We start from the raw sequence: 22297 nt of genomic DNA on the forward strand, positions 1-22297 counted from the left end.
TGCATGCACCTTGCATTCTTGAGCATGCGCGAAACAAGGAGGGGCTATGCGCGGCGTCACCGCGCACAGCCCCCTTCGCGCCCAGGCGGCCCCTGGCGGCACCGCGGGACCATCCGAGTACAACCCCGGTACGAGGATGATCCCGCGGCACCGCCAGGAACCACCTGGATCACGAAGGTCGTTAGCTGGCGTACGCCCGCAGTCTGTCGGCGCGTTCGCCCTGCCGCAGCTTCGACATGACCTCACGCTCGATCTGGCGGACGCGCTCACGGGAGAGCCCGAAGTGCTTGCCGATCTGGTCGAGCGTGCGCGGCTGGCCGTCGTCGAGGCCATAACGGAGCCTGATGACGTGCTGCTCGCGGTCGTCCAGCGTCGCGAGCACGCGGCGCAGGTCGTCCTGGAGCAGGCCGGAGATCACGGCGCTCTCCGCGTCGGTGGCCTCGGAGTCCTCGATGAAGTCGCCCAGCGGGGCGTCCTCCTCGGTGCCGACCGGCATGTCCAGCGATACCGGGTCACGCGCGTGGTCGAGCAGGCTGGAGATCTTCTCGGCCGGGATGCCCGACTCAGCGGCCAGCTCCTCGTGCGTGGCGTCGCGCCCGAGCTGCTGGTGCAGGTCGCGCTTGATGCGGGCGAGCTTGTTCACCTGCTCGACGAGGTGGACCGGCAGCCGGATGGTGCGTCCCTGGTCGGCCATCCCCCTGGTGATGGCCTGGCGGATCCACCAGGTGGCGTAGGTCGAGAACTTGAACCCCTTGGAGTAGTCGAACTTCTCCACCGCGCGGATCAGGCCCAGGTTCCCCTCCTGGATCAGGTCGAGCAGCGGCATCCCCCGGCCGGTGTAGCGCTTGGCCAGCGAAACGACCAGGCGCAGGTTGGCCTCGAGCAGGTGGTTCTTGGCGACGTGGCCGTCGCGCACCAGCGCGTTCATCTCGGAGCGGCGCTTCGGCGTGATCTTGTCCGCGGTCTCCAGCACGTGCTGGGCGAAAACACCGGCTTCGATGCGCTTCGCGAGCTCGACTTCGTCGGCCGCGGTGAGCAGTGCGGTTTTTCCGATACCATTGAGGTACACACGGACCAGATCAGCGGCGGGGCTCTGGGCGTCGAGGTCGGCCGTCTCCACCGGACCGGCGGGGGCAACCGGCTCGTCGATGATCTCCTGCGCAGGAATCTTGCGCTCGCGAATCCCCCTGGCTTCGCGTTCGAGCGTCTGGACTGACATTTCTGCCTCCCCGGTCACGGGTTGAACGTGGTGCGGTGCGCCACGTCACTTCTCCCCACTGACCGAGCCCTGTGGAAACCCGGTCGGCGGGAGTCCGGCTCGCCGGCCGGACACTGTGCTCAACGCCTCGGGTTGCCAATTCGTTCCCGAGCCCGTCAATAAAAGAGACGGGCGCGACCTCTCCTCGGTTGCTCGATCAAACCTGAGGTTTTGCTGAGAGCGAAACCTGAGATTTGACTGAGAAAACCCGACCGGATGCGAATATCTTTATGGTCTAAACCTCAATGAGAACGGTGAACGGACCGTCGTTGACGCTCCGTACCTCCATCATGGCACCGAAACGTCCGGTTTCCACACGGGCACCGCGCGTGCGCAATTCACTGACCACCGCGTCGACCAGCTTCTCCGCCGGTTCGGGGCGGGCAGCCTTGGTCCATGACGGACGCCTGCCCTTTCGGGTATCCCCATAGAGCGTGAACTGGCTGACCACGAGCAGCGGCGCTCCGGTGTCCGCGCATGATTCCTCGTCGCGGAGTATGCGCGACTCGTGCAGCTTCCGTGCCATGGTCACGGCCTGTTCCGGCTGGTCGTCGACGTGGATTCCCAGCAGCACCAACAAACCGGGCTCGGCGATCGCGCCGACGACCTCGCCTTCGACGGTCACGCTCGCCTCGGTGACCCGTGCCACGACCGCCCTCATCGGACCGGCAGCAACATGCCGTGGCGGACCAGTTCCCGCACCACCGGCACCGCGCTCGCGGAGAGCTCCTCGGCGGAGAGTCCTTGCGCGGCGGCGAGAAGTTCGATCAGGTCCTCCAGCGGCAGCGCGCCCTGGCACCCCGCGAGCAGCCGCGCGGCGAGTTCGTCGACCTCGTGCTGCCAGCCGGGGCCGTCGGTGCGGTGCAGCCGGCGCACGGTGGTGAGCCAGCCCTCGGCGCCGAGCTCGTCGACGCGTTCGAGCAGCACGGTCTTGGGCACCTCGAAGCTGGTCTCCAGCAACGAGTCGCCGTTGTCGCGCAACCAGTCGACGCGATCGAGCCAGGTCGCGGCCTCGGCGCCCAGCGGGTCGTCGTAGGCCTGGCGGAGGTCCTCGGCGACGACCGTCGGCGTCTTGCCGCCCGAACGGCGCAGCGTGACGAAGCCGAACCCGACGCCGTCCACGTTGTTCGCGTCGAACCAATCGAGCCAGTCAGCGGACTTGGCACGGCCTTCGGGGGAGCGCGGGTCGATGCCCGCGTCGCGCAGCCAGGTGCCCACGTACAGGCCGGGATCGGCCACGTCACGCTGCACGAACCACGCGTCCGTCTCGGCGGGCAGCCAGCGGCTCACCCGATCGGTCCAGTCCTCGCCGTCGACGTGCAGCCAGGACGCGAGCAGCTGCCCGACACCGCCGTCGTTGAGGAAGGACGGGAGCTGGCGGACGACGAGCGCGCTCGCGTCGTCACCGGCGAGCCCGGAATCGCGGTAGGTGTAGTCGACGCGCGGCGGCCCGACCACGAACGGCGGATTGCAGACGATCTGGTCGAACTTGCGCCGCGCGACCGGCGCGAACCACTCACCCTTGACCAGTTCCACGTCGAGCTGGTTGAGCCGGAACGTCGCCTCGGCCAGCGCGAGCGCGCGGGCGGACACGTCGGTCGCGGTGACGCGCTGAGCGTGCCGCGACGCGTGCAGCGCCTGGACGCCGTTGCCGGTGCCCAGGTCGAGCAGCGTGCCGACGGGCCGCCGCGTGGTCGCCCTGACCAGGCTCAACGACGCGTGCCCGACACCGAGCACGTGATGCCCCGGCACCGAGTGCCCGAGCAGATCGGGGTCGAGGTCGGAGAACACCCACCAGGCGCCGCCCTCGTCGTCGCCATGCGGCCGGACGTCCAGCCCGGCGCGCACGCCGTTGCTCGTCAGGCGCAGCAGGCCGACGGCGATCGCTTCATCGATGCTCACTGGCGCGAAAGCGGACTTCGCGTCCGTCTCCGACTCGGTCTCGCCGAGCAGGAACAGCCTGATCAGCGTGCCCAGGTCGCCCGCGTCGAGGCTGGCGCGGTAGGCGAGCTCGGGCTCGCCCCGCCCGAAGGCCGCGTTGGCGGCGCCGCCGAGCGCGTCGATCACCCCGTCGGCGTGATAGCCGGCGCGCTGGAAGGCTTCGCGCAGGCGGTCGCAGAGGTCGGCGGAGAAGACAGGAAGATCAGTGCTCACAGCGGGTAATGCTTTCATACGCAAGGATCTCGGGCTCGACGCGGAAGAGCTTCCCGCCTGAGGATGTGGTCGAATCACGGCATGACACCCGTGCTCGCCCCGCTCGAGGCCGCTTTGCCCGGCCTGGAAGCGTTCTACCTCGATCTGCACCGGCATCCCGAGCTGGCCTTCACCGAGACGCGCACGGCCGCGCTGGTCGCCGAGCGGCTCGCGGCGGACGGGTTCGAGGTGCGCGCCGGGCTCGCGGGCACGGGCGTGCTCGGCGTGCTGCGCAACGGTGACGGGCCGAACGTGATGCTGCGCGCCGACATGGACGCGCTGCCGGTCGAGGAGAAGACCGGGCTGGACTACGCGAGCACCGTCGACGGCGTGATGCACGCCTGCGGGCACGACATGCACGTCACGTGGCTCGCGGGCGCGGCCAGGCTGCTCGCCGCGGGCCGGGAGCACTGGTCCGGCACGCTGCAGGTGGTCTTCCAGCCGGGTGAAGAGGTCGGCGACGGCGCGACCGGCATGATCCGCGACGGCGTCTTCGAGACGGCCGGCAAGCCGGAAGTCGTGCTGGGGCAGCACATCGTGCCCGGACCGGCTGGCTGGGTGCTCACCAGGCCCGGCGTGATCATGGCCGCGACCGACGCGCTGCGCGTCACCCTGCACGGGCGCGGCGGGCACGGCTCGCGGCCCGAGACGACCGTCGACCCGGTCGTGCTGGCGGCGTCGATCGTGCTGAAACTGCAGACGATCGTCTCGCGGGAGATCTCCGCGACCGAGTCGGCCGTGGTCACCGTCGGGATGCTGCACGCGGGCACCGCGCACAACATCATCGCCGACCACGCGGTGCTGGAGGTCAACGTCCGCAGCTTCGACGAGACCGTGCGCGCCAAGGTGCTCGCGGCGGTCGAGCGGATCATCAACGGCGAGGCCGCGACCGCAGGCGCCCCGAAGCCGCCGGACATCGAGCGCATCGGCAGTTTCCCCGTCACAGCCAACGACGAGGCGTCGACCGCCCACCTCACCGAGTTGTTCCGCGCGCACTTCGGCGCCGAACGGACGATGGAGGCGCCGCTGGTCACCGGCAGCGAGGACTTCAGCGAGTTCGGCCGCGCGGCGGGCGTCCCGTCCGTGTTCTGGCTGGTCGGGGGAGCGGACGCGGAGACGGTGCTGACCGCGATCGGCGCGGGCCGGTTCGAACAGGACATCCCGTCGAACCACTCGCCGCTGTTCGCCCCTGTCCTGCACCCGACACTGCGGACCGGCGTCGAGACACTGGTCGTCGGCGCACTTGGTCACCTGGGTGTCGCTTGAGTACGGGGAGTGGGAGGATGGAGACATTGGGAGGTGGTGTCGTGACCAGACCCGCCAACGAGCCGGTGCTCATCACCGCGGCCGCCCGGTCGTACAACGACCAGCTGGCCGACCGCAAGCGCAAGTACATGATCATGATGGGACTGCGGTTCCCGTGCCTGATCCTCGCCGGCGTCTTCTACCAGACGTGGTGGCTCGCGCTGACGCTCGTGGCGATCTCCATCCCGCTGCCGTGGATGGCGGTGCTGATCGCCAACGACGGTCCCGCGCGCAAGAAGGAGCAGGTCAACCGCTACACGCCTGACAAGACCAAGATCGAGTCCGGCACCCACCAGATCATCGAAGGCTCCTGAAACCCCGAAAGCGTCCTTCGGTCCGTCCCGAAAGTGGACGTGACAAGGGCCGCCCTTGCAACGCTGAGGGTGACAATGGTCGCCCTTGTCACGTGTGCCCGCCCGACCCCGCCGGGGCCCTCTGCCCCTGAACGTTGTGAACGAGGCGTTCACAACGTTGAACGTTGTGAACGAGGCGTTCACTTCGCTCATCCGCGCCCTGCGGGCAGACAAAAGGCGCAAGTCCGACATTTCGCAGCCCCGAGGGCTCGCCTGGACGTTACGGACGGGGCATTCGGAACGCTGAGCGGAACAAGCGGGGCTTTTGTTTCGTCCGCTGGGCCCGGAAAGCCCGAAAGCCACGTTCGTCAGGTGTGATAGCCCGAAAGCCACTTTCGTCAGATGAGACCTGACGAAAGTGGCTTTCGGGCTTTCGAACGCGGGTCAGGGCTGGGGGCCTACTTGGCCGACCGCCTTGGCGCCCAGTTTCACGCCGGCCCGTAGAACGTCCACAGTGGACGCTCCGGCGAGCCAGGCGCCGAGTACTCCGGCGTCGAAGGCGTCGCCCGCGCCCGTCGAGTCGACGCAGTCGGCGGGCTCGGACGGGACCGAGGTGATGCCGTCGGCGTCGACCCAGCTCGCGCCGTTGAGCCCGGCGGTCACCACGACCGCGCTGGCGACCCCGAGCAGTTCACGGGCCGCGGCCGGGTCGGCGGACCCGGTCAGCGCGACCAGTTCCTCGGTGTTCGGCATGAGCAGGTCGATGCCGCGCACGTCGTCGAGGAACCCGGCCGGGTCCTTCGTGAGGTGCGCCGCCGCCTGCGGGTCGACCGAGGTGGTCAGCCCGGCCGCCTTCGCGGCGGCGAGCGCGGCCAGCCCGGCTGGCCGCGACGAGGGGTCGAGCAGGACGTAGCCGGACAGGTGCAGGTGGCGGGCTCCGGCGAGGACCGCCGGGTCGATGTCGGCCGGTTCGAAGCGGGCGTTCGCGCCGCGGTCGGCGAGCATGCTGCGCTGGCCGTCGCCGTCGACGAGGCAGACCACGCAGCAGGTGGCCGCGTCCGGGTCGACGGTGAACGCGCACCGCACGCCCGCCGCTTCGAGCTCGGCGCGGATGAGCCTGCCGCCGGGGTCGTCGCCGATGCGGGCGATCAGCGTCGGCTCGACGCCGTACGCGCGCAGCCACAGCGCGGTGTTCGCGCCCGAGCCGCCGCCGGTGAACTCGATGCGCGCGCGGACGTCGCCGCCGTGCGGGATCGGCCCGTGCGGCCGCGCGACCACGTCCAGACCGGCGTCGCCGACCACGATCACGCTCATGACAGCGCCACCGCGACCTCGGAGGCGAGCTGGGCGTTGGACAACACGAGCGCCTCGTTGGCGTCGAGGCTCACGCCGTCGCTGGCGGTGTGGAAGTGCTCCAGCAGTGCGGGCGTGACGTCCTGGCCGTGGATGTTGTTGACCCGCAACAACTCCAGGCCCTCGGCGAGCAGCCGGTCGTGCAGCGCCAAGTCCATTTCGGACTCTTCGGGGATCGGATTGGTCAGCAGCACCCCGGATTTCGCGAACGTCCGGTGCGCGGCGATCACCGCGGCCGCCTGCTTCGGGGTGTCGACCCGCCACGGGACCTCGTGGCCGGACGAGCGGCGGTAGAAAGCCGGGAAGTGGTCGGTCCGGTAGCCGAGCACCGGCACGGAGTTGGTCTCCAGCACCTCGAGCGTGGCCGGGATGTCCAGCACCGACTTGACCCCGGACGCGACCACCACGACGCCGGCCGTGGCCAGCACGCCGAGGTCGGCCGAGACGTCCCAGGTCTGCGCCGCGTTGAGGTGCACCCCGCCGAGCCCGCCGGTGGCGAACACGCCGATCCCGGCGGCCGCCGCGAGCGAGGCGGTGCTCGCCACGGTCGTCGCACCGGACCGGCCGAGCCCGACGGCGGGGCCGAGGTCACGCAGCGAGAGCTTGTCGAGGTCCTCGCCGGGCGCGCAGACGCGCTCGAGTTCGGCGGCGGAGAGCCCGATCCGGGGAACGCCGTCGAGCACCGCGATGGTCGCGGGCACCGCGCCCGCGTCGCGCACGAGCCGCTCCAGGCGGCGCGCGACGTCGAGGTTGCGGCCGGGCGGCAGGCCGTGGGACAGGATCGTGCTCTCCAGCGCGACGACGGGGTCGCCGTCCTGCAGCGCGCCGGCCACCTCGTCGGTGAGAATCAGCTGGGGAGGTTTGCTAGCCACGAGGGGACATCATCCGAGATCGGTCGCGGGCCGTCGCCATCGGGTCAGCTCTCTTGTCAGGTTGGCCCGCGCCGCGGCGTCCCATTCGGCGCGCGCGGCCGGGCTCCGGAACAGCGGATCCTTGGCGAGCAGCTTCTCCAGCACCGCGGCCCGGCCCACCGTCCATGCCTGGTCGTCGACGTGCTTGAACTCCTCGCGGACGTCGCGCGCGTACTGGTCGTAGACGTCTTCGGAGGCTCCGAGGGTGGCGAGATCGGCGTCGAGCAGCGCGGTCGCACCCTGATCTTCCGCAGGCGCGTCGTGACTGAGCGTGGTCAGGATCAGCTCCTCGACCCGGGCGACGTGCCGCGCCACGAGGCCCGCCCGGGTGAGCCAGTCGCGGGCCCACTCGGCGCTGCGCCGCTCGTCGTCGCCGGGCTTGGCGTCGTAGATCACATCGTGCGCGCAGGCGGCGAGCGTGATCAGTGCTCTGTCCTCTGTGGAGAGTGCGCGCGCGAGCCGGTCGGCGTGCCGCGCGACGGAATGGGCGTGCGCGAGGTCGTGATAGCGGCGATGTGGCTCGTTGTAGCGGTTTTCCAGGTCCCGCGCGGCTTTCTCAGCGACCTCGACTGAGCCGCCCAGCCGTTCGACGGCCTCGATCCATCGGCTTCGTACGCTCAATCGAAGATCCCGCGCGGCTTGGCCACCTCGTGGAGCCAGCCTTCGAGCTGGGCTTCCCACTTCACGCCGTCGAGGTTCGCGTGCGCGACCTTGAACATGCCCAGGAACTCCTGCCCGCGCCCGCCGAAGCCGCCCGACTTGCTCACCCGGACGCGCTTGGTCACCTCGAGCACCACCTGCGTCTCGTCCGCCGCAGACAGGAACGTCACCGCGAGCGCGTCGAACACCGGCGCGAACCGCTGCGACGGCGCGAAGCGGATCTCCTGGAAGAACGGCAGCTGCTGGCTGGCGCCGTTGATGCGGCCCTGCTCCAGCGTGGCGCCCCGGAAGGTGAAGCCGATCCGGCTCAGCGCGTCCAGGATCCGCTTCTGCGCGGGTAGCGGCTCGATGGCCGCCGCGTCGACGTCCTGCGGGTCGGCGACGGAGTTCGCCACGTCGAGCTGGGTCTGCAGGCCGACCGCGATCCCGGTCAGCGGCTTGCCGAAGACACTCGAGATCGGCGTCTCCCAGGGCAGCTGGATCTCGAACGGGACCCGGATCTGCTGTCCTGGCCCGACCTGCTCGCGGCCCGCCAGCTGCTGGCTGCCGAAAGTCAGGTCCGTGATCGACGGCGAGCGCTCACCCGGCACCTCGACACGGGCGATCAGGGTGACCGCCAGCCCGTTGATCTCCTGGTCGACCTCGCCGCCGAGCAGCACGACCTCGCCGCGCAGCGGCCCGCCGGGCACGACGGAACGGTCGAGCAGGCGGGCGTCGACGCGCGCGCCGCCGGAGCCGAAGCTCGCGAGCACCTTCTGGAACATGGGGGAGATCCTGCCAGGTCGGGGCCGTCCACACGGGTCTTATCATGGAAGGGTGAGCACTCAGACTCTGCCGAAGCAGGACACCCGCCCCGAGGGCACCGACAGCACCGACGACGACTCGCCGAAGATGTTCCACTACGTGCGCAAGAACAAGATCGCCGAGAGCGCGGTCATGGGCACGCACGTGGTGGCGCTGTGCGGCGAGGTCTTCCCGGTGACGAAGTCGGCCAAGCCGGGGTCGCCGGTCTGTCCGGCCTGCAAGAAGATCTATGACGGGCTCAAGAAGGGCGACTGACAGCCGAGCACTGTCGGAAACCCGCCGTTAAGGTGAAAATCATTCACATGGGGGCTGTCCGTTCCGGACGAGGCTGGTACCTCTAGGGCGCCATTTTCCTTCGGGACGGAGTCCTCCATGCGAAAAACCGCCCTTGTCGCCGTACTCGCCGCCTTGCTGACAACGATGTCCCCCGCGCTGGCCGAGGCCGTCAACGGCTGGACGACCCTCGGTTCGGACCGGGCGAGGCCGCTCGACGAGAGCCAGGGCCTGGCCACCATCGTCCGCCCGTCGGGGACGACGATCCGCTACACCGGGATCGGCACCATCCCGGCCGACCTGAACTCGCAGGGCTGGAACCACGTCGGCGACCCCGGCACCGCCAAGGGGTACTACGTCGAGCCGTACCAGCGCGACGACCGCGGCGCCAAGCTCTTCCGGGTGCAGGCCCCGGACGGCAGCTGGGCCAACTACAAGCACAACCTGGAATCCTGGGAAGCCAACAACAACTCGTTCGCCGCCGTCTCGCCGGACGGCCAGTGGATGGTGGCGGGCGAATGGGGCACCATGGACCGCCTGCTCGTGCACCCGATGCCGGGCATCCGCTTCACGAACCCGGCCGCGAACCTGCCGTACGCCTCGGCGATCCGGCTCGACCACCAGGTCCGCGACATCCAGGGCTGTGACTTCCAGACCGCCACGCGGCTGCTCTGCGCTTCGGACGACCCGGGCGGCACGCTCTTCGGCGTCACCAAGCCGCTGCTCCAGGTCGACTTGTCCGCTTCGCTCAACGGCTCCGACGTGACCGGCCACGTGACCTCACTCGGCCAGCTCCCGCTGCAGAGCGGCTGCGGCGGCAACTTCGAGGTCGAGGGCATCGACTTCGACGAGCGTGACGGGACACTGCGCGTGATCGTCATGTCGCCGAGCATCTGCATCGCGTTCGACAGCAAGACCTGGCGTTTCGGCCAGTAGGAGTGGGGATTTAGCGGGCTTTGTCCCGGGAAAAGCACCCGGGATAAAGCCCGCTAAATCCCGTCGGACCTAGACGTTGGCGGGCTCGGGCTTGACGGGCTCCGGCTGCCGGGCACGGGCCGCCTTCTTGAGCGCGCGCCGCTCCTTGCGCAGTTCGACCGCCGTGTACAGCGTCGGCACCAGCACCAGGGTGAGCAGCGTCGAGCTGATCAGCCCGCCGATCACCACGATGGCGAGGGGCTGCCCGATGAACCCGCCCTGCCCGGTGATCCCGAGCCCCATCGGCAGCAGCGCGAAGATCGTGGCCGACGCGGTCATCAGGATCGGCCGCAGCCGGTGCCTGCCGCCCTCGACCACCGCGTCGGTCACGCTGTAGCCGTCCGACCGGTACTTGTTGATCAGGTCGATCAGCACGATCGCGTTGGTCACCACGATGCCGACCAGCATCAGCATGCCGATCATCGCGGGCAGGCCGATCGCGGTGTTCGTCGCCCGCAGCAGCAGGAGCGCGCCGGTCGCCGCGAACGGGATGGACACCAGCAGCATCAGCGGCTGGATCAGGCTGCGGAACGTCGCCGCCATGATCAGGAACACGATCGCGATCGCCGCCAGCAGCGCCAGCCCCAGGTTCACGAACGCCTCGGTCTGCTGCTGGGCGACCCCGCTGATCTTGGCCGACGCGCCGCCCGCCAGCTTCAGGTCCTTGAGCTTGGCCTCGATGTCCTTCGTGACCGCGCCCAGGTTGTCCGAGCCGTTCTTCGCGGTGACGCTCGTGCTCAGATCGGCGCCGGTCCGCTTGACCGTGCTCGGCCCGTCCACAGTGGACACCGTGGCGACCTGGTCCAGCCGGACCACGCCGGTCGCGGACGGCAGCGGCAGCGCCTTGATCGCGTCGACCCCGGCGGGCGCGGTCCCGGTGCGCAGCACGATGTCCGTGCGCGTCCCGTCGATCGGCAGCTGGGTGACCACGCGGCCGCCGACGGCCTGCCCGGCGAGCTGGCCGATGGTCGCCGGTGTGAGCCCGGCGGCCGCCGCGGCGGCCTGGTCGACGTCGACCTTCAGCTGCGGCGAGCCCTTCGAAAGGTCGCTGGTGACCTCGGACAGGCCGTTGATCCCGGACAGCGCCTGCGCCACCTGGTCGGCGGCGGGCTTCAGCGTGGCCGCGTTCGGCGCGGTCACCAGCACGGAGACCGTGTCGGAGCTCGAAGCCTGCTGACCGAACTTGATCACGCCGGCGCCCGGCTTGCCGGAGAGCTGGCTCTTCAGCTTGTCCTGCAACGCCTTCTGGTCGGTGCCCTCGGCGATCGTCACGGTGAAGCTGGTGCCGCCGTCACCGCGGAACCCGAACACCGCGCCGGCGCCGTTGCCGCCGACGGTCATCTGGTAGCTCTTGACCTCGGGCGAGGCCGCGAGCGCCGTCTCGACGAGCTTTCCGGCTTCCTCACCGGCTTCCAGGCTGGTGCCCGGCGGCAGCTCCTGGGTCATCGACATCGTGGTGCCGCCGTTGTCACCGAGGAAATCCGTCTTCGCGCTGGCGGCGAGCCCGGCGGTCACCACGAAGATCACGATCGCGCTGAGCACCACGACCAGCCTGCGCTTGATGGCGAACCGCACCACCGGCACGTAAACCCGCTGCAGGGCGCCGTTGCGCTCCTTCTCCTCGGCTGCTTCCCTTGCCGCTTCGGCGTTCTCCGCGTCCAGGTTCTTGGGCGTCTTGAGGAACCAGTACGCCAGCACCGGCACGACGGTCAGCGAGACCAGCAGCGAAGCCAGCAGCGCGACGGTCACCGTGATCGAGAACGGCGAGAACAGCTCGCCGACGATGCCGCTCACGAACGCGATCGGCAGGAACACCGCGACCGTGGTCAGCGTGGACGCGGTCACCGCCGTGGCCACCTCGCGGACGCCGTTCAGCACGGCGTCCTGCTTGGCCTCGCCGTAGCCGAGATGGCGTTTGATGTTCTCCAGCACGACGATCGAGTCGTCGACCACCCGGCCGACCGCGATCGTCAGCGCGCCGAGGGTGAGCAGGTTGAGCGAGAGATCGCCGCTGTAGAGCGCGACCAGCGCGACCACCACCGACAGCGGGATGGACACCGCGGTGACCAAAGTGGACCGCAGCGAGAACAGGAAGAGCAGGATCACGATCACCGCGAAGAGCAGGCCGAGCAGGCCTTCGGTGGTCAGGCCGCTGATCGCCTTCTCGACCTCGGGGCCCTGGTCGAACACGGTGCTGAACTGCACGCCGAGCTTCGTGCTCAGCTCGGGCAGCTTGTCCCGCACGGCCTTCGAGATCGCCACCGCGTTGCCGTCCGACGCCATGGTGACCGAGATGCCGAAGCTGGGCTTGCCGTTGGTGCGGGTGATCGACGTGGCCGTGGCGGTGCCCGCCTCGACGGTCGCGATGTCGCCCAGCTTCACCGGCTTGGTCTTGCCTGCCAGGTAAGTGTTCTTGAGCGAGTCGACGGTCAGGTCGGAGCCGCCGATCTCGACGTTGAGCGTCTTGCCGTCCTGATCGACCGTGCCGGCCGGAATGGCCGCGCCCGCCCCCTGCAGCGTGCTGACCAGTGTCTGCGGATCGACGCCCGCGACCGCGAGCTTCGCGTAGTCCAGCGTGATGGTGACCTGCGGCTTCTGCGCCCCGGTGACCGTCGCGGCGCGGACGCCCTCGATCTTCTTGAACTCGGGGACGACCTCGTTGTTCAGCCGGTCGGCGAGCTGCTTCTGGTCGCCGTCGCCGCTGACCGCGAGCACCACGGTCGGGATGTCGTCGAAGCTGCCGGCCTGCACGGTCGGCGAGCTGTTGGCGGGCAGCCGGGTGCTGATCCGGTTCACCGCCTGCTGCATCTGGCCGACGGCGGCGTCGAGGTCCGTGCCGAACTGGTACTGGACCACCACCGACGAGGTGCCCGCGCGGGACGTGGACGTGATCTCCTCGACGCCCTTGATCCCCTGCAGCGCGGCCTCGATGGGCTCGCTGACCTGCTTGTCGACCGCGTCCGGTGAAGCGCCGACGTACGGCGTGATGACGACGGCCGTCGGGAACTGGAGCGACGGGAAGAGCTGCTGCTTGATCCTCGGCATGACGAACGCGCCGAAGACCAGTACCAGGATGGCCAGCAGCCCGATCAGGCCTCGGTTGCGCAGGCTGAGCCGTGCCAGCACTGACATGGTGGTGATCCCCCTCGGGAAACGGAAAAGCCCCTCGGTTCCGGGGCGAGCTGAGCTTGACACGGGGACGGCGGGAACAGCCTCACACCACGGGTGGAACCCCGGTACGACTTCAGGATGACTCCGCCGGACGGGTGACGGTGGACCCCGGGTGGAGTAGCGATCTTCAGCGCGTAGAACGCCCAGCTCGGGGCGAGGATTCGGGCTCGGGGGAGCCCGCTTCGGCGGGCTCGTCGGCCACCCGATCGTGGTTCGTGTTCGCTGAGGATTCCTCAGCTTCGACGTCCTCGCGCTTGGGCCGCCGCAGCGGCACGGTGGCCCGCTCCCACAGCTTGCCGTTGTCCTCGGACTTGAGCCGCTCGTTCGCGCGTTCCATCTCCAGCCGCCGCCACTTGCGACGCTGGCGCCGGGTCATCTTGGCGGGCCACAGCTCCTGGATCGCGCTGTTGAAGTACGCGCCGGCGGTCACCGCCAGCCCGATGAAGAACATCAGCAGCAGGAACGCGATCGGCGCGGCCAGCGCGCCGTAGGTGTAACCCGTCTTGGTGATCTGCGACAGGTAGATCCGCAGCCCGATGCTCGCCAGCAGGAACAGGACCATCGCGAGCACCGCGCCGGGCAGGCCGCGGTGCCACGGCAGTTTGCGCGGCAGCGCGAGCTTGTAGAGCGTCGCGAGCGCCAGCGTGATCAGCACACCGAGCGCCGGGTAGTAGAGCGTGCCGACCCAGTCGCGGACCGTCGGCCGCCAGTCCGCCGGGAAGAACTCGGGGAGCAGGTCGGGGCCGATCGCCAGCAGCGGCAGGCCGACCGCGAGGATCACCAGTCCCGCCATGTAGAGCAGCAGCGCGAACAGCCGCTGCCAGACCTCGTTGCGGACGCCGTACTGGTCGTGCGCGACGGTGATCGCGTCGACGAACGACGACATCGCCGACGAACCCGCCCACAGCGAGATCACGAAGCCGACGGAGACGATCTCGCCCTTGCCGACCGTGAGGATGCTGTTGACCGTCGGCTCGATGATCTCCTGGACGGCGTTCGGGCTGAAGATCGTCTTCGAGAACCGGATGATCTGGTCGTGCACCGCGGTCACCACCGACGGGCCGAACCAGTCGCCGAGAAAGCCCAGGCTGCCGAGCAGTCCCAGCAGCAGCGGGGGGAGCGAGAGCGTCTGCCAGAAGGCGGCCTCGGCCGCCTCGGAGAAGATGTTGCCCTCCCAGGCTTTGTTGAGCGTGCGCTTGAGCAAGGTCAGCGGGGTTTTGCGGACCACCCTCACCTCGGGTGCCCGCTCGGCGCCGTCCTCCGGCGCGTCGTCCGCTGTCTCGGTCATCGCAGGGCCAAGCATGCTGCATCGGCGCGGTTTTGGCTCGTCGTTCGGGGCAAGTGTCGCCTAGCACGCCGTCGCGAGGCACGAATCACCCCGTCGGTACCGGCTCTTGTCGGTGCGGACAGGTACCCTCGGCGGAGCGCCTTCGACGGGCGCTTTTGTATGGGCGGACCGTGCCGAGGGGAGTTGGACCATCTTGACCGAGACGGCCCAGCGCGGTGTCATGGGCGCGCCACCAGCGGAAAAGGACTCCACCGCGCGGCCGCTGCGCGCCTGGCAGCGCAGCGCGCTGACCAAGTACCTGATGCGCAAGCCCAAGGACTTCCTGGCGGTCGCGACGCCTGGCGCGGGCAAGACGGTCTTCGGCCTGCGCATCGCCGCCGAGCTGCTGAGCGACCGCACGATCGAGCGGGTCGTGATCGTCACGCCGACCGAGCACCTCAAGCACCAGTGGGCCGAGTCCGCCGCCAAGTCCGGCATCTCCATCGACTCGAACTTCCGCAACGGCGCGGGCGCCACCTCCTCGGACTACCAGGGTGTGGCGGTCACGTACGCGCAGGTCGCCGCGCACCCGACGTTGCACCGCGTGCGTACCGAGAACTACAAGACGCTCGTCATCCTCGACGAGATCCACCACGGTGGCGACGCCAAGTCGTGGGGCGACGCGATCATGGAGGCGTTCACCCCGGCGGTGCGCAGGCTCGCGCTCACCGGGACCCCGTTCCGCAGCGACGACTCGCAGATCCCGTTCGTCCAGTACGAGCCGGACGGCGAGGGGCACCTGCGCAGCAAGTCCGACCACGCGTACGGCTACGCCAACGCGCTCGCCGACGGCGTCGTCCGCCCGGTCGTCTTCCTCGCCTACTCGGGTGAGGCGTCGTGGCGCACCAGCGCGGGCGAGGAGTTCACCGCCCGCCTCGGCGAGCCGCTCACGGCCGAGCAGAACGCGCGCGCCTGGCGCACCGCGCTCGACCCGGCGGGCGAGTGGATCCCGGCGGTCCTGCAGGCCGCGGACGTCCGGCTGTCCCAGCTCCGTGCCGACGGCATGCCCGACGCGGGCGGTCTGGTCATCGCGACCGACCAGGAGTCCGCACGCGCCTACGCGAAAATCCTGGAACGTTTGTCAGGTGAGACGCCGACGGTCGTCTTGTCGGACGACCCCAAGGCCTCCGGCCGCATTGCCGAGTACGCCGCGTCCACCGAACGCTGGCTCGTCGCGGTCCGCATGGTGTCGGAAGGCGTCGACGTCCCCCGGCTCGCGGTCGGCGTGTACGCGACTTCGGCGTCGACCCCGCTGTTCTTCGCGCAGGCGATCGGCCGCTTCGTGCGTTCGCGGCGCAAGGGCGAGACGGCTTCGGTCTTCCTGCCCAGCGTCCCGGTGCTGCTGGAGCTGGCCGCCGAGCTGGAGGCGCAGCGCGACCACGTCCTCGGCAAGCCCCACCGCGAGAAGGACGGCTGGGACGACGAGCTACTGGCCGAGGCCAACCGCACCGAGGACGAGCCGGGCGAGGAGGAGAAGGCGTTCACCTCGCTGGGCGCCTCCGCCGAACTCGACCAGGTCATCTACGACGGCAACTCCTTCGGCACGGCCGTGTTCTCCGGTTCCGACGAGGAGCAGGAGTACCTCGGCCTCCCAGGTCTGCTGGAGCCCGACCAGGTCCGCGCGTTGTTGCGCAAGCGCCAGGAGGAGCAGCTCGCCGACGCCAAGAAGCGCAAGCCCGAGAAGGAAGCCCCCGTCCAGGTCGCCAAGCCCCAGACGGTCAGCCAGCGCCTCGGCTCGCTGCGCAAGGAACTCAACGCACTGGTCGGCATGTACCACCACCGCACCCGCAAACCCCACGGCGCCATCCACAACGAACTCCGCCGCGTCTGCGGCGGCCCGCCCACCGCGATGGCCACCGTCGAGCAACTCGAAGAGCGCATAGTCACCCTCCGCTCCTGGTAACCCCCGCGCCACCCGCGATGTTTGCCCTTCCCGCACGCGAGTTTGCCGTACCTGCACGCGACTTTGCCGCTCTCGCCCGCGACTTTGCCGCTCTCGCACGGATGTTCACCCGCCCCGTACCCAACGGGTCGGCACACGTACCCAGCGAGTCAGCACGCGTACCTGCGGAGTCGTCACACGATCACAGCCGGACGCCACGCGTACGCAGACGGACGACACGCGTGCACAGCTGGACGCCACGCGTGCACAGACGGACGACACGTGCGTCGGGTGGCGCGGGACATGCCGTACCGGGTGCCCCGCGTTCGGCGCGCGGTTTGTCCCGCGTTCCGGCGTGTCGGGCCGGTGTGTCGTCCGTCCAGGTACGCGTGTCGTCCGGCTGTGCACGCGTGTCGTCCATCCCGGTACGCCTCCCGGCTCCCCGCGTACGCGTGCCGACTCCTCGGGTACGCGGGGCGACCGTTGGGGCACGCGGTGGGGTGACCTTTTGGGTATGGGAGGTGGCCGTTCGGGCACAGGGTGACGGGGCGCGGCGGGGTCACGCTCTGTTGATCAGGGGACTGGGCCGTTCGGGCGATGCCGGTTAACGGGATTCGCGGGGTTTGCGGTGGTTCTTCACTGCCTCGGGCGGGGAAGCGGGGTGGGGTTTCGGGGCTTGGAGTGTTGATCATTTCTGGGTGAGGCTTGATTTATCGAGACCGCCAATGAATGGGCAGGTCGCGTTGATCTTGGGGCGGGCGGTGTTGTGGCAGGTGAGGGTCGGCGCGGGCCGAGACTTGGTGCTGGGGCGACCTTTCAGGGCTTCTGATGCATAGGCCCGGGCGGCGGCGGTGCCGAGTACGGGCCGGGGAGGTCCGATTGGCGGCGAGGGTTCCGAGCCGTCAAGGCGGGCTGGGCTGATCGGTCCACAAACCCAGGGTGACCGTCGTTTTCCAGATAAAAGGTCGGTTTCGGCCGGGTTCGGGTAAGTCATCGTTGTCGTAAGATGGGATCGACACCGATCCAGTCACGTTGCGTGACCGGCCATGGTCTTCCATGTCACCGTCTTGGCCTCTTGCGCTCAATGTGACGGGCACGTTGCCAAACTGTGTCTCACGGGTGGGTCTTAATTGATCCAGCCCTCTTCCGTACCGGGCAATCGCGGCATATGTTGTCGCCCACAACATTTTGCGCGACGAGGCGCCGGCCAGGTCCGGAACACCGCTCGTCGGCAGGAGCTGGAAGGACCGAGGATGCGCACGAAGACCCTTTCCCTCCTCGCCACGGTGGCGAGTGTCAGCCTCGTGCTGACGGCATGTGGGGCGAACAGCTCGAACTCGGGGACCTCCTCGAGTTCCTCGGCCCCCGCCTCGGCGCCCGCCGCCGGTGGCGCCTCCGGCAAGGTCGGCGTGATCCTGCCGGAGACCGCGACCTCGGCCCGCTGGGAAGCCTTCGACAAGCCGATGCTCGAGAAGGCCCTCAAGGCCAAGGGCTTCGACGTCGACGTGCAGAACGCGCAGGGTGACGTCCAGAAGTTCTCGACGCTGGCCGACGGTTTCATCACCCAGGGCGTCAAGGTCCTGATCATCGCCGCCATCAACAGCGAGGTCGGCTCGGCCGTCGCCAAGAAGGCCAAGAACGCGGGCATCCCGACGATCGACTACGACCGCCTGAACCTCGGCGGCAGCTCGGACTACTACGTGTCGTTCGACAACGTGAAGGTCGGCGCGCTGCAGGGCCAGGGCCTCGCGGACGCGCTGAAGGACAAGAAGGGCGCGCAGGTCATCCAGATCGAGGGCGCCCCGACCGACAACAACGCCACCCTCTTCGCCAACGGCCAGGCCAGCGTCCTCGACGCGAAGTACGCCTCCGGTGACCTGAAGAAGGTCCAGATCCAGGCCATCGACAACTGGGACAACCAGAAGGGCGGCCAGACCTTCGAGCAGATCCTGACCGCCAACGGCGGCAGGGTCGACGGCGTCGTCGCCGCGAACGACGGTCTCGCCGGCGCGGTCATCACCGTCCTCAAGAAGAACGGCCTCAACGGCAAGGTCCCGGTGACCGGCCAGGACGCCACCGCCGACGGCCTCAAGGCCATCCTCCGCGGCGACCAGTACCTGACCATCTTCAAGCCGATCGAGGAGGAGGCGAACGGCGCCGCCGACCTCGCCGCCGCGCTCGCCAAGGGTGACAAGGCCGCCGCCGACGCCATCGCTAAGGGCGTCAGCAAGGACCCGACCGGCAACCGCGACGTCAAGTCGCTGCTGCTCGAGCCCAAGCTGACCCTCAAGGACGGTGTCAAGGAGGTCATCACGAAGGGCTACGTCAAGGCTTCCGAGGTGTGCGCCGGCGACCTGCAGGCCGTCTGCACCCAGCTCGGCATCTCCTGACAATCCCCCATATAGACAGCCGGGCCGGGACGCGTTCCCCGACAACGTGTCCCGGCCCGGTTCCCACACAGGAGAGATCGCCGTTTCATGAGTGAACCCATTCTCGACATCCAAGGCCTCAACAAGAGCTTCGGACCCGTCCACGTCCTCCACGACGTGGACTTCGCCGTGCGGGCCGGTGAAGTGACCGCGCTCGTCGGCGACAACGGCGCCGGCAAGTCGACGCTGGTGAAGTGCATCGCCGGTATCCACGGGTCCGACTCGGGCACCGTGCGGTTCAACGGCGCCGACGCGCACATCCACGGCCCGCGCGACGCCGCCGCGCTCGGCATCGAGGTCGTCTACCAGGACCTCGCGCTCGCCGACAACCTGGACATCGTGCAGAACATGTTCCTGGGCCGCGAGCGCGGCAGCAAATGGCTGCTCGACGAGGCCAGCATGGAACAGGCCGCCCGCGAGACGCTCGCCTCGCTGTCGGTGCGCACCGTCAAGTCCGTGCGCACCCCGGTCTCCGCGCTGTCGGGTGGGCAGCGGCAGACCGTCGCCATCGCCAAGTCGGTGCTGTGGGACTCCAAGGTCGTGCTGCTCGACGAGCCGACCGCCGCGCTCGGTGTCGCGCAGACCCGCCAGGTGCTCGACCTCGTGCGCAGGCTCGCCGAGAAGGGCCTCGGCGTCGTGCTGATCAGCCACAACATGGCCGACGTGTTCGAGGTCGCCGACCGCATCGCCGTGCTCTACCTCGGCCGCCTGGTCGCGGAGGTGCACACCAAGGACGTCACCCACGGCCAGGTCGTGGAACTCATCACCGCGGGCCGGTCCGGTGACCTCGGCCTCGCCCGCCCCGAAGCCGCTGTCCTGTGAGCGTGGAGAAAATGACTGAGACACCTGCCAAGCCGGTGGCTTCCGCCGCCATCACGGACTTCGGCATCGACACCACGTCGATGTCCACCAGCGAGGCCATCGCCGACTACTTCTCCCGCCTCAAGGCAGGCCAGCTCGGCGCGCTGCCCGCGCTGCTCGGCCTGCTCGTGCTCGTGGGAATCTTCGCCGGGCTCTCCGAGTTCTTCCTCTCACTGTCGAACATCGCGAACCTGCTCGCGCAGGGCGCGGGCCAGACGATCATCGCGATGGGCATCGTGTTCGTCCTGCTGCTGGGCGAGATCGACCTGTCCGCCGGTACCGCGTCGGGTGTCACGGCCGCGGTGATGGCGCTGCACTTCGTGCGCAACGGCAACCTGCTCGGCTCGATGGGCTCCGGGGTGTTCATCACCTTCATCGTCGTGCTGGCGCTCGCCGTGCTGCTCGCGGTGCTGCTGCGGATCTGGGCGGGCGCGGCGCTGTCCGCGGTCGCCATCGTGATAATCCTGTCCGGCGCGGCCGCCAACCCGTGGATCGAGATGCTGCTGGCGATCACCGTCGGCACCGCGATCGGCTGCATCACCGGGTTCCTGGTCTCGAAGATCGGCATGCCGTCGTTCGTCGTGACGCTGGCGCTGTTCATCATCTGGCAGGGCGTCATCCTCAAGTTCATCGGTGAGGGCGGCACGCTGAACGTCAGCAACTCCGAGGTGCTCGACAAGGTCGCCAACGGCAACCTGTCCGTGCTCGGCAGCTGGATCCTGTTCGTGATCGCCGCGGGTGGCTTCGCCGCCGTCCAGCTGGGCCAGCACTTCTCGCGGCTCAAGCGCGGGCTGGTCACCCAGCCGACGCCGCTGGTGCTGTTCAAGGTCGGCGCCGTGGCGCTGTTCGCCGCGGTCGCCACCTACCTGCTGACGATCAACCGCGCGCCGAACCCGAACATCGTCATCTCGGGCGTGCCGTACGTGGTCCCGATCGTGCTGGCGCTGCTGGTGCTCGGCACCTACGTGCTCAACCGCACGCAGTACGGCCGCCACATCTACGCGGTCGGCGGCAACCAGGAAGCGGCCCGCCGCGCCGGTATCAACGTGAGCAAGATCCGGGCGAGCGTGTTCGTGATCTGCTCGTCGGTGGCCGCGCTCGGCGCGATCGTCTACTCGTCGAAGGTCGGCTCGGTCGACCCGCAGGCCGGTGGCCTGAACACGCTGCTGTTCGCGGTCGGCGCGGCGGTCATCGGTGGCACCTCGCTGTTCGGCGGCAAGGGCCGGATGGTCGACGCCGTCATCGGTGGCGCGGTGCTCGCGGTGGTCACCAACGGCCTGGGCCTGCTCAAACAGCCCGCCGCGGTGGTCAACATCATCACCGGCCTCGTGCTGGCGCTGGCGGCCACGGTCGACGCACTGTCGCGGCGGCGCGCCGCGGCATCCCCGCGCTGACGGTCCGTGAAAGAATTAAACCTGTGACCAGCACACCTGTAGCCCGTCCGGACGAGGTGCGCAGGCACAACCGCACGACCCTGCTCCGGTTGCTGCACGTCACGGGCCCGTGCACGCGGGCGACGCTGGCGGCCGAGCTGGGGCTCAACCGCAGCACGATCAAGACGCTCGTCGACGGCCTCGCGGAAGCCGGGGTCGTCGAGGAGAAGGTGCCGAGGCCGGGGCGAGGGGCGGGCCGCCCCTCGCTGCTGGTGCTCCCGCAGCCGCAGGCGGCCGTCGTGCTGGCGGTCGACCTGCAGGTGGAGCACGTGGCCATCGCGCTGGTCGGCCTCGGCGGGCAGATACTCGGGCGCAACAGCTGGAACCTGCGCGGCCGCATGCGCGAGGCCGATGAGGTCATCACCCACATCATCGAGTCGGCGGCGATGCTGGCGGGCGATCTCGGCGTCCAGCCGACCGCCGTCGGCGTCTCCGTGCCCGGGGTGGTCCGGCGCGCGGACGGGCACGTCCACGAGGCGCCCAACCTGCGCTGGACCGACGTGGCGCTCGGTGAGCGGCTCAACAGCGTGATGCGGATCCCGATCCTGGTCGGCAACGACGCCGAACTCGGCGCCGTCGCCGAACACCTCCGAGGCGTCGCTCGCGGCGCCTCGGACGCTGTGTACGTCTCCGCGGACGTCGGCGTCGGCGGCGGCGTGATCTCCGACGGCTCGTCGCTGCGCGGCGCCGCCGGGTACGTCGGCGAGATCGGGCACATGGTCATCCGGCCCGACGGCAGGCCGTGTTACTGCGGCAACATCGGCTGCTGGGAGACCGAGGTCGGCGAAGCGGCGCTCTGCCGGGCGCTGGGGCTCGCCGAAGACACCCCGCGCGGCGCGATCCTGGTCGAGCTGCGCGAGCTCGCGGGTGACCCGCAGGCGGCCTGGGAACGGCTCTCCGAGTTCGCCGAGTGGCTCACGCTGGGCCTGGTGAACGTGGTCAACCTGCTCGGCCCGCAGCTGCTGGTGCTGGGCGACCTGCTGACCGTGCTGCCCGCTTCGGTGCTGGAACGGGTCGGCGGCGAGATCCGGCGGCGCAGCCTGGTGAGCCGGGCCGTCGGCGGAACGCGGCTGGTCAGCTCGGTGCTGGGCGCCGACGTGAAGCTGCTGGGCGCCGCCGAGGTCGCGTTCGAGCAGGTCCTCGACACCGTCTAGGCCCATAAAAAACGG

At 69.3% G+C, this 22297-nt stretch carries 18 protein-coding genes; 9 read left to right on the forward strand and 9 right to left on the reverse strand.

The window, feature by feature from the left end; genetic code table 11:
- Positions 1–181: 181 nt before the first annotated feature.
- The 3 genes from BLV57_RS23540 to BLV57_RS23550 all read right to left on the reverse strand — a co-directional run bounded on the left by BLV57_RS23540 (position 182) and on the right by BLV57_RS23550 (position 3430).
- A complete protein-coding gene (locus BLV57_RS23540; RefSeq protein ID WP_091292200.1) occupies positions 182–1219 on the reverse strand; it encodes a sigma-70 family RNA polymerase sigma factor in 1038 nt (345 codons plus the stop codon).
- A 274-nt stretch (positions 1220–1493) separates the two neighbouring features.
- Positions 1494–1919: a D-aminoacyl-tRNA deacylase gene (dtd, locus tag BLV57_RS23545; RefSeq protein WP_091292201.1), complete on the reverse strand. Its 426-nt coding sequence runs from the start codon at positions 1917–1919 to the stop codon at positions 1494–1496.
- Positions 1916–3430, reverse strand: coding sequence for a DUF7782 domain-containing protein (locus BLV57_RS23550; RefSeq protein ID WP_091292203.1), 1515 nt, complete (start codon positions 3428–3430; stop codon positions 1916–1918). Before BLV57_RS23550 ends, dtd begins: the two co-directional genes overlap by 4 nt.
- Positions 3431–3493: 63 nt before the next feature.
- Between BLV57_RS23550 and BLV57_RS23555 the strand changes: the two genes are divergently transcribed.
- Together BLV57_RS23555 and BLV57_RS23560 are read left to right on the forward strand one after the other, a co-directional pair.
- Entirely contained in the window at positions 3494–4717 is a 1224-nt protein-coding gene (locus tag BLV57_RS23555) for an amidohydrolase (protein WP_091292205.1), read from the forward strand.
- Between the two features lie 17 nt (positions 4718–4734).
- Complete coding sequence (locus BLV57_RS23560; protein ID WP_091292206.1) at positions 4735–5070, forward strand: DUF3099 domain-containing protein; 336 nt, start codon at positions 4735–4737, stop codon at positions 5068–5070.
- Positions 5071–5493: 423 nt separating this feature from the next.
- On the opposite strand, the gene BLV57_RS23565 is transcribed toward BLV57_RS23560, so the two are convergent.
- From BLV57_RS23565 to BLV57_RS23580, 4 genes are read right to left on the reverse strand one after another with little or no spacing between them, the layout of a single operon-like run.
- Positions 5494–6363 (reverse strand): carbohydrate kinase family protein, encoded by an 870-nt coding sequence (locus BLV57_RS23565; RefSeq protein WP_176968772.1) that lies wholly within the window; start codon positions 6361–6363, stop codon positions 5494–5496.
- The gene (locus BLV57_RS23570) at positions 6360–7274 is read right to left on the reverse strand and encodes a pseudouridine-5'-phosphate glycosidase (RefSeq protein WP_176968773.1); all 915 of its coding nucleotides are present in this window, start codon (positions 7272–7274) and stop codon (positions 6360–6362) included. Before BLV57_RS23570 ends, BLV57_RS23565 begins: the two co-directional genes overlap by 4 nt.
- A 9-nt stretch (positions 7275–7283) precedes the next feature.
- The gene (locus BLV57_RS23575) at positions 7284–7934 is read right to left on the reverse strand and encodes an HD domain-containing protein (RefSeq protein WP_245757482.1); all 651 of its coding nucleotides are present in this window, start codon (positions 7932–7934) and stop codon (positions 7284–7286) included.
- Positions 7931–8737, reverse strand: coding sequence for a sporulation protein (locus BLV57_RS23580; protein WP_091292208.1), 807 nt, complete (start codon positions 8735–8737; stop codon positions 7931–7933). Before BLV57_RS23580 ends, BLV57_RS23575 begins: the two co-directional genes overlap by 4 nt.
- Positions 8738–8789: 52 nt before the next feature.
- Between BLV57_RS23580 and BLV57_RS23585 the strand changes: the two genes are divergently transcribed.
- Complete coding sequence (locus BLV57_RS23585; RefSeq protein ID WP_176968774.1) at positions 8790–9032, forward strand: DUF3039 domain-containing protein; 243 nt, start codon at positions 8790–8792, stop codon at positions 9030–9032.
- A 117-nt stretch (positions 9033–9149) separates the two neighbouring features.
- The gene (locus BLV57_RS23590) at positions 9150–9986 is read left to right on the forward strand and encodes a hypothetical protein (RefSeq protein ID WP_091292211.1); all 837 of its coding nucleotides are present in this window, start codon (positions 9150–9152) and stop codon (positions 9984–9986) included.
- A gap of 69 nt (positions 9987–10055) precedes the next feature.
- On the opposite strand, the gene BLV57_RS23595 is transcribed toward BLV57_RS23590, so the two are convergent.
- Together BLV57_RS23595 and BLV57_RS23600 are read right to left on the reverse strand one after the other, a co-directional pair.
- The gene (locus BLV57_RS23595; RefSeq protein ID WP_091292213.1) at positions 10056–13157 is read right to left on the reverse strand and encodes an efflux RND transporter permease subunit; all 3102 of its coding nucleotides are present in this window, start codon (positions 13155–13157) and stop codon (positions 10056–10058) included.
- 166 nt (positions 13158–13323) lie between these two features.
- Complete coding sequence (locus BLV57_RS23600) at positions 13324–14484, reverse strand: YihY/virulence factor BrkB family protein (protein ID WP_091292214.1); 1161 nt, start codon at positions 14482–14484, stop codon at positions 13324–13326.
- Between the two features lie 220 nt (positions 14485–14704).
- On the opposite strand from BLV57_RS23600, the gene BLV57_RS23605 reads away from it, so the two are divergent.
- The 5 genes from BLV57_RS23605 (at position 14705) to BLV57_RS23625 (ending at position 22282) form a co-directional block, all read left to right on the forward strand.
- Positions 14705–16426 carry a DEAD/DEAH box helicase gene (locus BLV57_RS23605; RefSeq protein WP_091293149.1) on the forward strand — a complete coding sequence of 574 codons (1722 nt, stop codon included), beginning with the start codon at positions 14705–14707 and terminating at the stop codon, positions 16424–16426.
- A gap of 1232 nt (positions 16427–17658) precedes the next feature.
- Positions 17659–18795, forward strand: a complete 1137-nt coding sequence (locus BLV57_RS23610; protein WP_091292216.1) for a sugar ABC transporter substrate-binding protein — start codon at positions 17659–17661, stop codon at positions 18793–18795.
- Positions 18796–18882: 87 nt separating this feature from the next.
- Positions 18883–19656 carry an ATP-binding cassette domain-containing protein gene (locus tag BLV57_RS23615; protein ID WP_091292217.1) on the forward strand — a complete coding sequence of 258 codons (774 nt, stop codon included), beginning with the start codon at positions 18883–18885 and terminating at the stop codon, positions 19654–19656.
- A gap of 11 nt (positions 19657–19667) precedes the next feature.
- A complete protein-coding gene (locus BLV57_RS23620) occupies positions 19668–21089 on the forward strand; it encodes a sugar ABC transporter permease (RefSeq protein WP_091292219.1) in 1422 nt (473 codons plus the stop codon).
- A 23-nt stretch (positions 21090–21112) separates the two neighbouring features.
- Positions 21113–22282 carry an ROK family transcriptional regulator gene (locus BLV57_RS23625; RefSeq protein WP_176968776.1) on the forward strand — a complete coding sequence of 390 codons (1170 nt, stop codon included), beginning with the start codon at positions 21113–21115 and terminating at the stop codon, positions 22280–22282.
- The last annotated feature ends 15 nt before the right edge of the window (positions 22283–22297 follow it).

Origin of the sequence: Amycolatopsis xylanica, from assembly GCF_900107045.1 — a bacterium.
Lineage (GTDB): Bacteria > Actinomycetota > Actinomycetes > Mycobacteriales > Pseudonocardiaceae > Amycolatopsis > Amycolatopsis xylanica.

Bases quoted from the DNA above. Each gene is read 5' to 3' on its own strand.
- BLV57_RS23560 (WP_091292206.1), top strand. From the start codon at position 4,735: ATGGAGACATTGGGAGGTGGTGTCGTGACCAGACCCGCCAACGAGCCG.
- BLV57_RS23605 (WP_091293149.1), top strand. From the start codon at position 14,705: ATGGGCGCGCCACCAGCGGAAAAGGACTCCACCGCGCGGCCGCTGCGC.
- BLV57_RS23580 (WP_091292208.1), bottom strand. From the start codon at position 8,737: ATGTTCCAGAAGGTGCTCGCGAGCTTCGGCTCCGGCGGCGCGCGCGTC.
- dtd (WP_091292201.1), bottom strand. From the start codon at position 1,919: ATGAGGGCGGTCGTGGCACGGGTCACCGAGGCGAGCGTGACCGTCGAA.
- BLV57_RS23550 (WP_091292203.1), bottom strand. From the start codon at position 3,430: ATGAAAGCATTACCCGCTGTGAGCACTGATCTTCCTGTCTTCTCCGCC.
- BLV57_RS23595 (WP_091292213.1), bottom strand. From the start codon at position 13,157: ATGTCAGTGCTGGCACGGCTCAGCCTGCGCAACCGAGGCCTGATCGGG.
- BLV57_RS23615 (WP_091292217.1), top strand. From the start codon at position 18,883: ATGAGTGAACCCATTCTCGACATCCAAGGCCTCAACAAGAGCTTCGGA.
- BLV57_RS23590 (WP_091292211.1), top strand. From the start codon at position 9,150: ATGCGAAAAACCGCCCTTGTCGCCGTACTCGCCGCCTTGCTGACAACG.
- BLV57_RS23565 (WP_176968772.1), bottom strand. From the start codon at position 6,363: ATGAGCGTGATCGTGGTCGGCGACGCCGGTCTGGACGTGGTCGCGCGG.
- BLV57_RS23555 (WP_091292205.1), top strand. From the start codon at position 3,494: ATGACACCCGTGCTCGCCCCGCTCGAGGCCGCTTTGCCCGGCCTGGAA.
- BLV57_RS23610 (WP_091292216.1), top strand. From the start codon at position 17,659: ATGCGCACGAAGACCCTTTCCCTCCTCGCCACGGTGGCGAGTGTCAGC.
- BLV57_RS23540 (WP_091292200.1), bottom strand. From the start codon at position 1,219: ATGTCAGTCCAGACGCTCGAACGCGAAGCCAGGGGGATTCGCGAGCGC.
- BLV57_RS23600 (WP_091292214.1), bottom strand. From the start codon at position 14,484: ATGACCGAGACAGCGGACGACGCGCCGGAGGACGGCGCCGAGCGGGCA.
- BLV57_RS23620 (WP_091292219.1), top strand. From the start codon at position 19,668: ATGACTGAGACACCTGCCAAGCCGGTGGCTTCCGCCGCCATCACGGAC.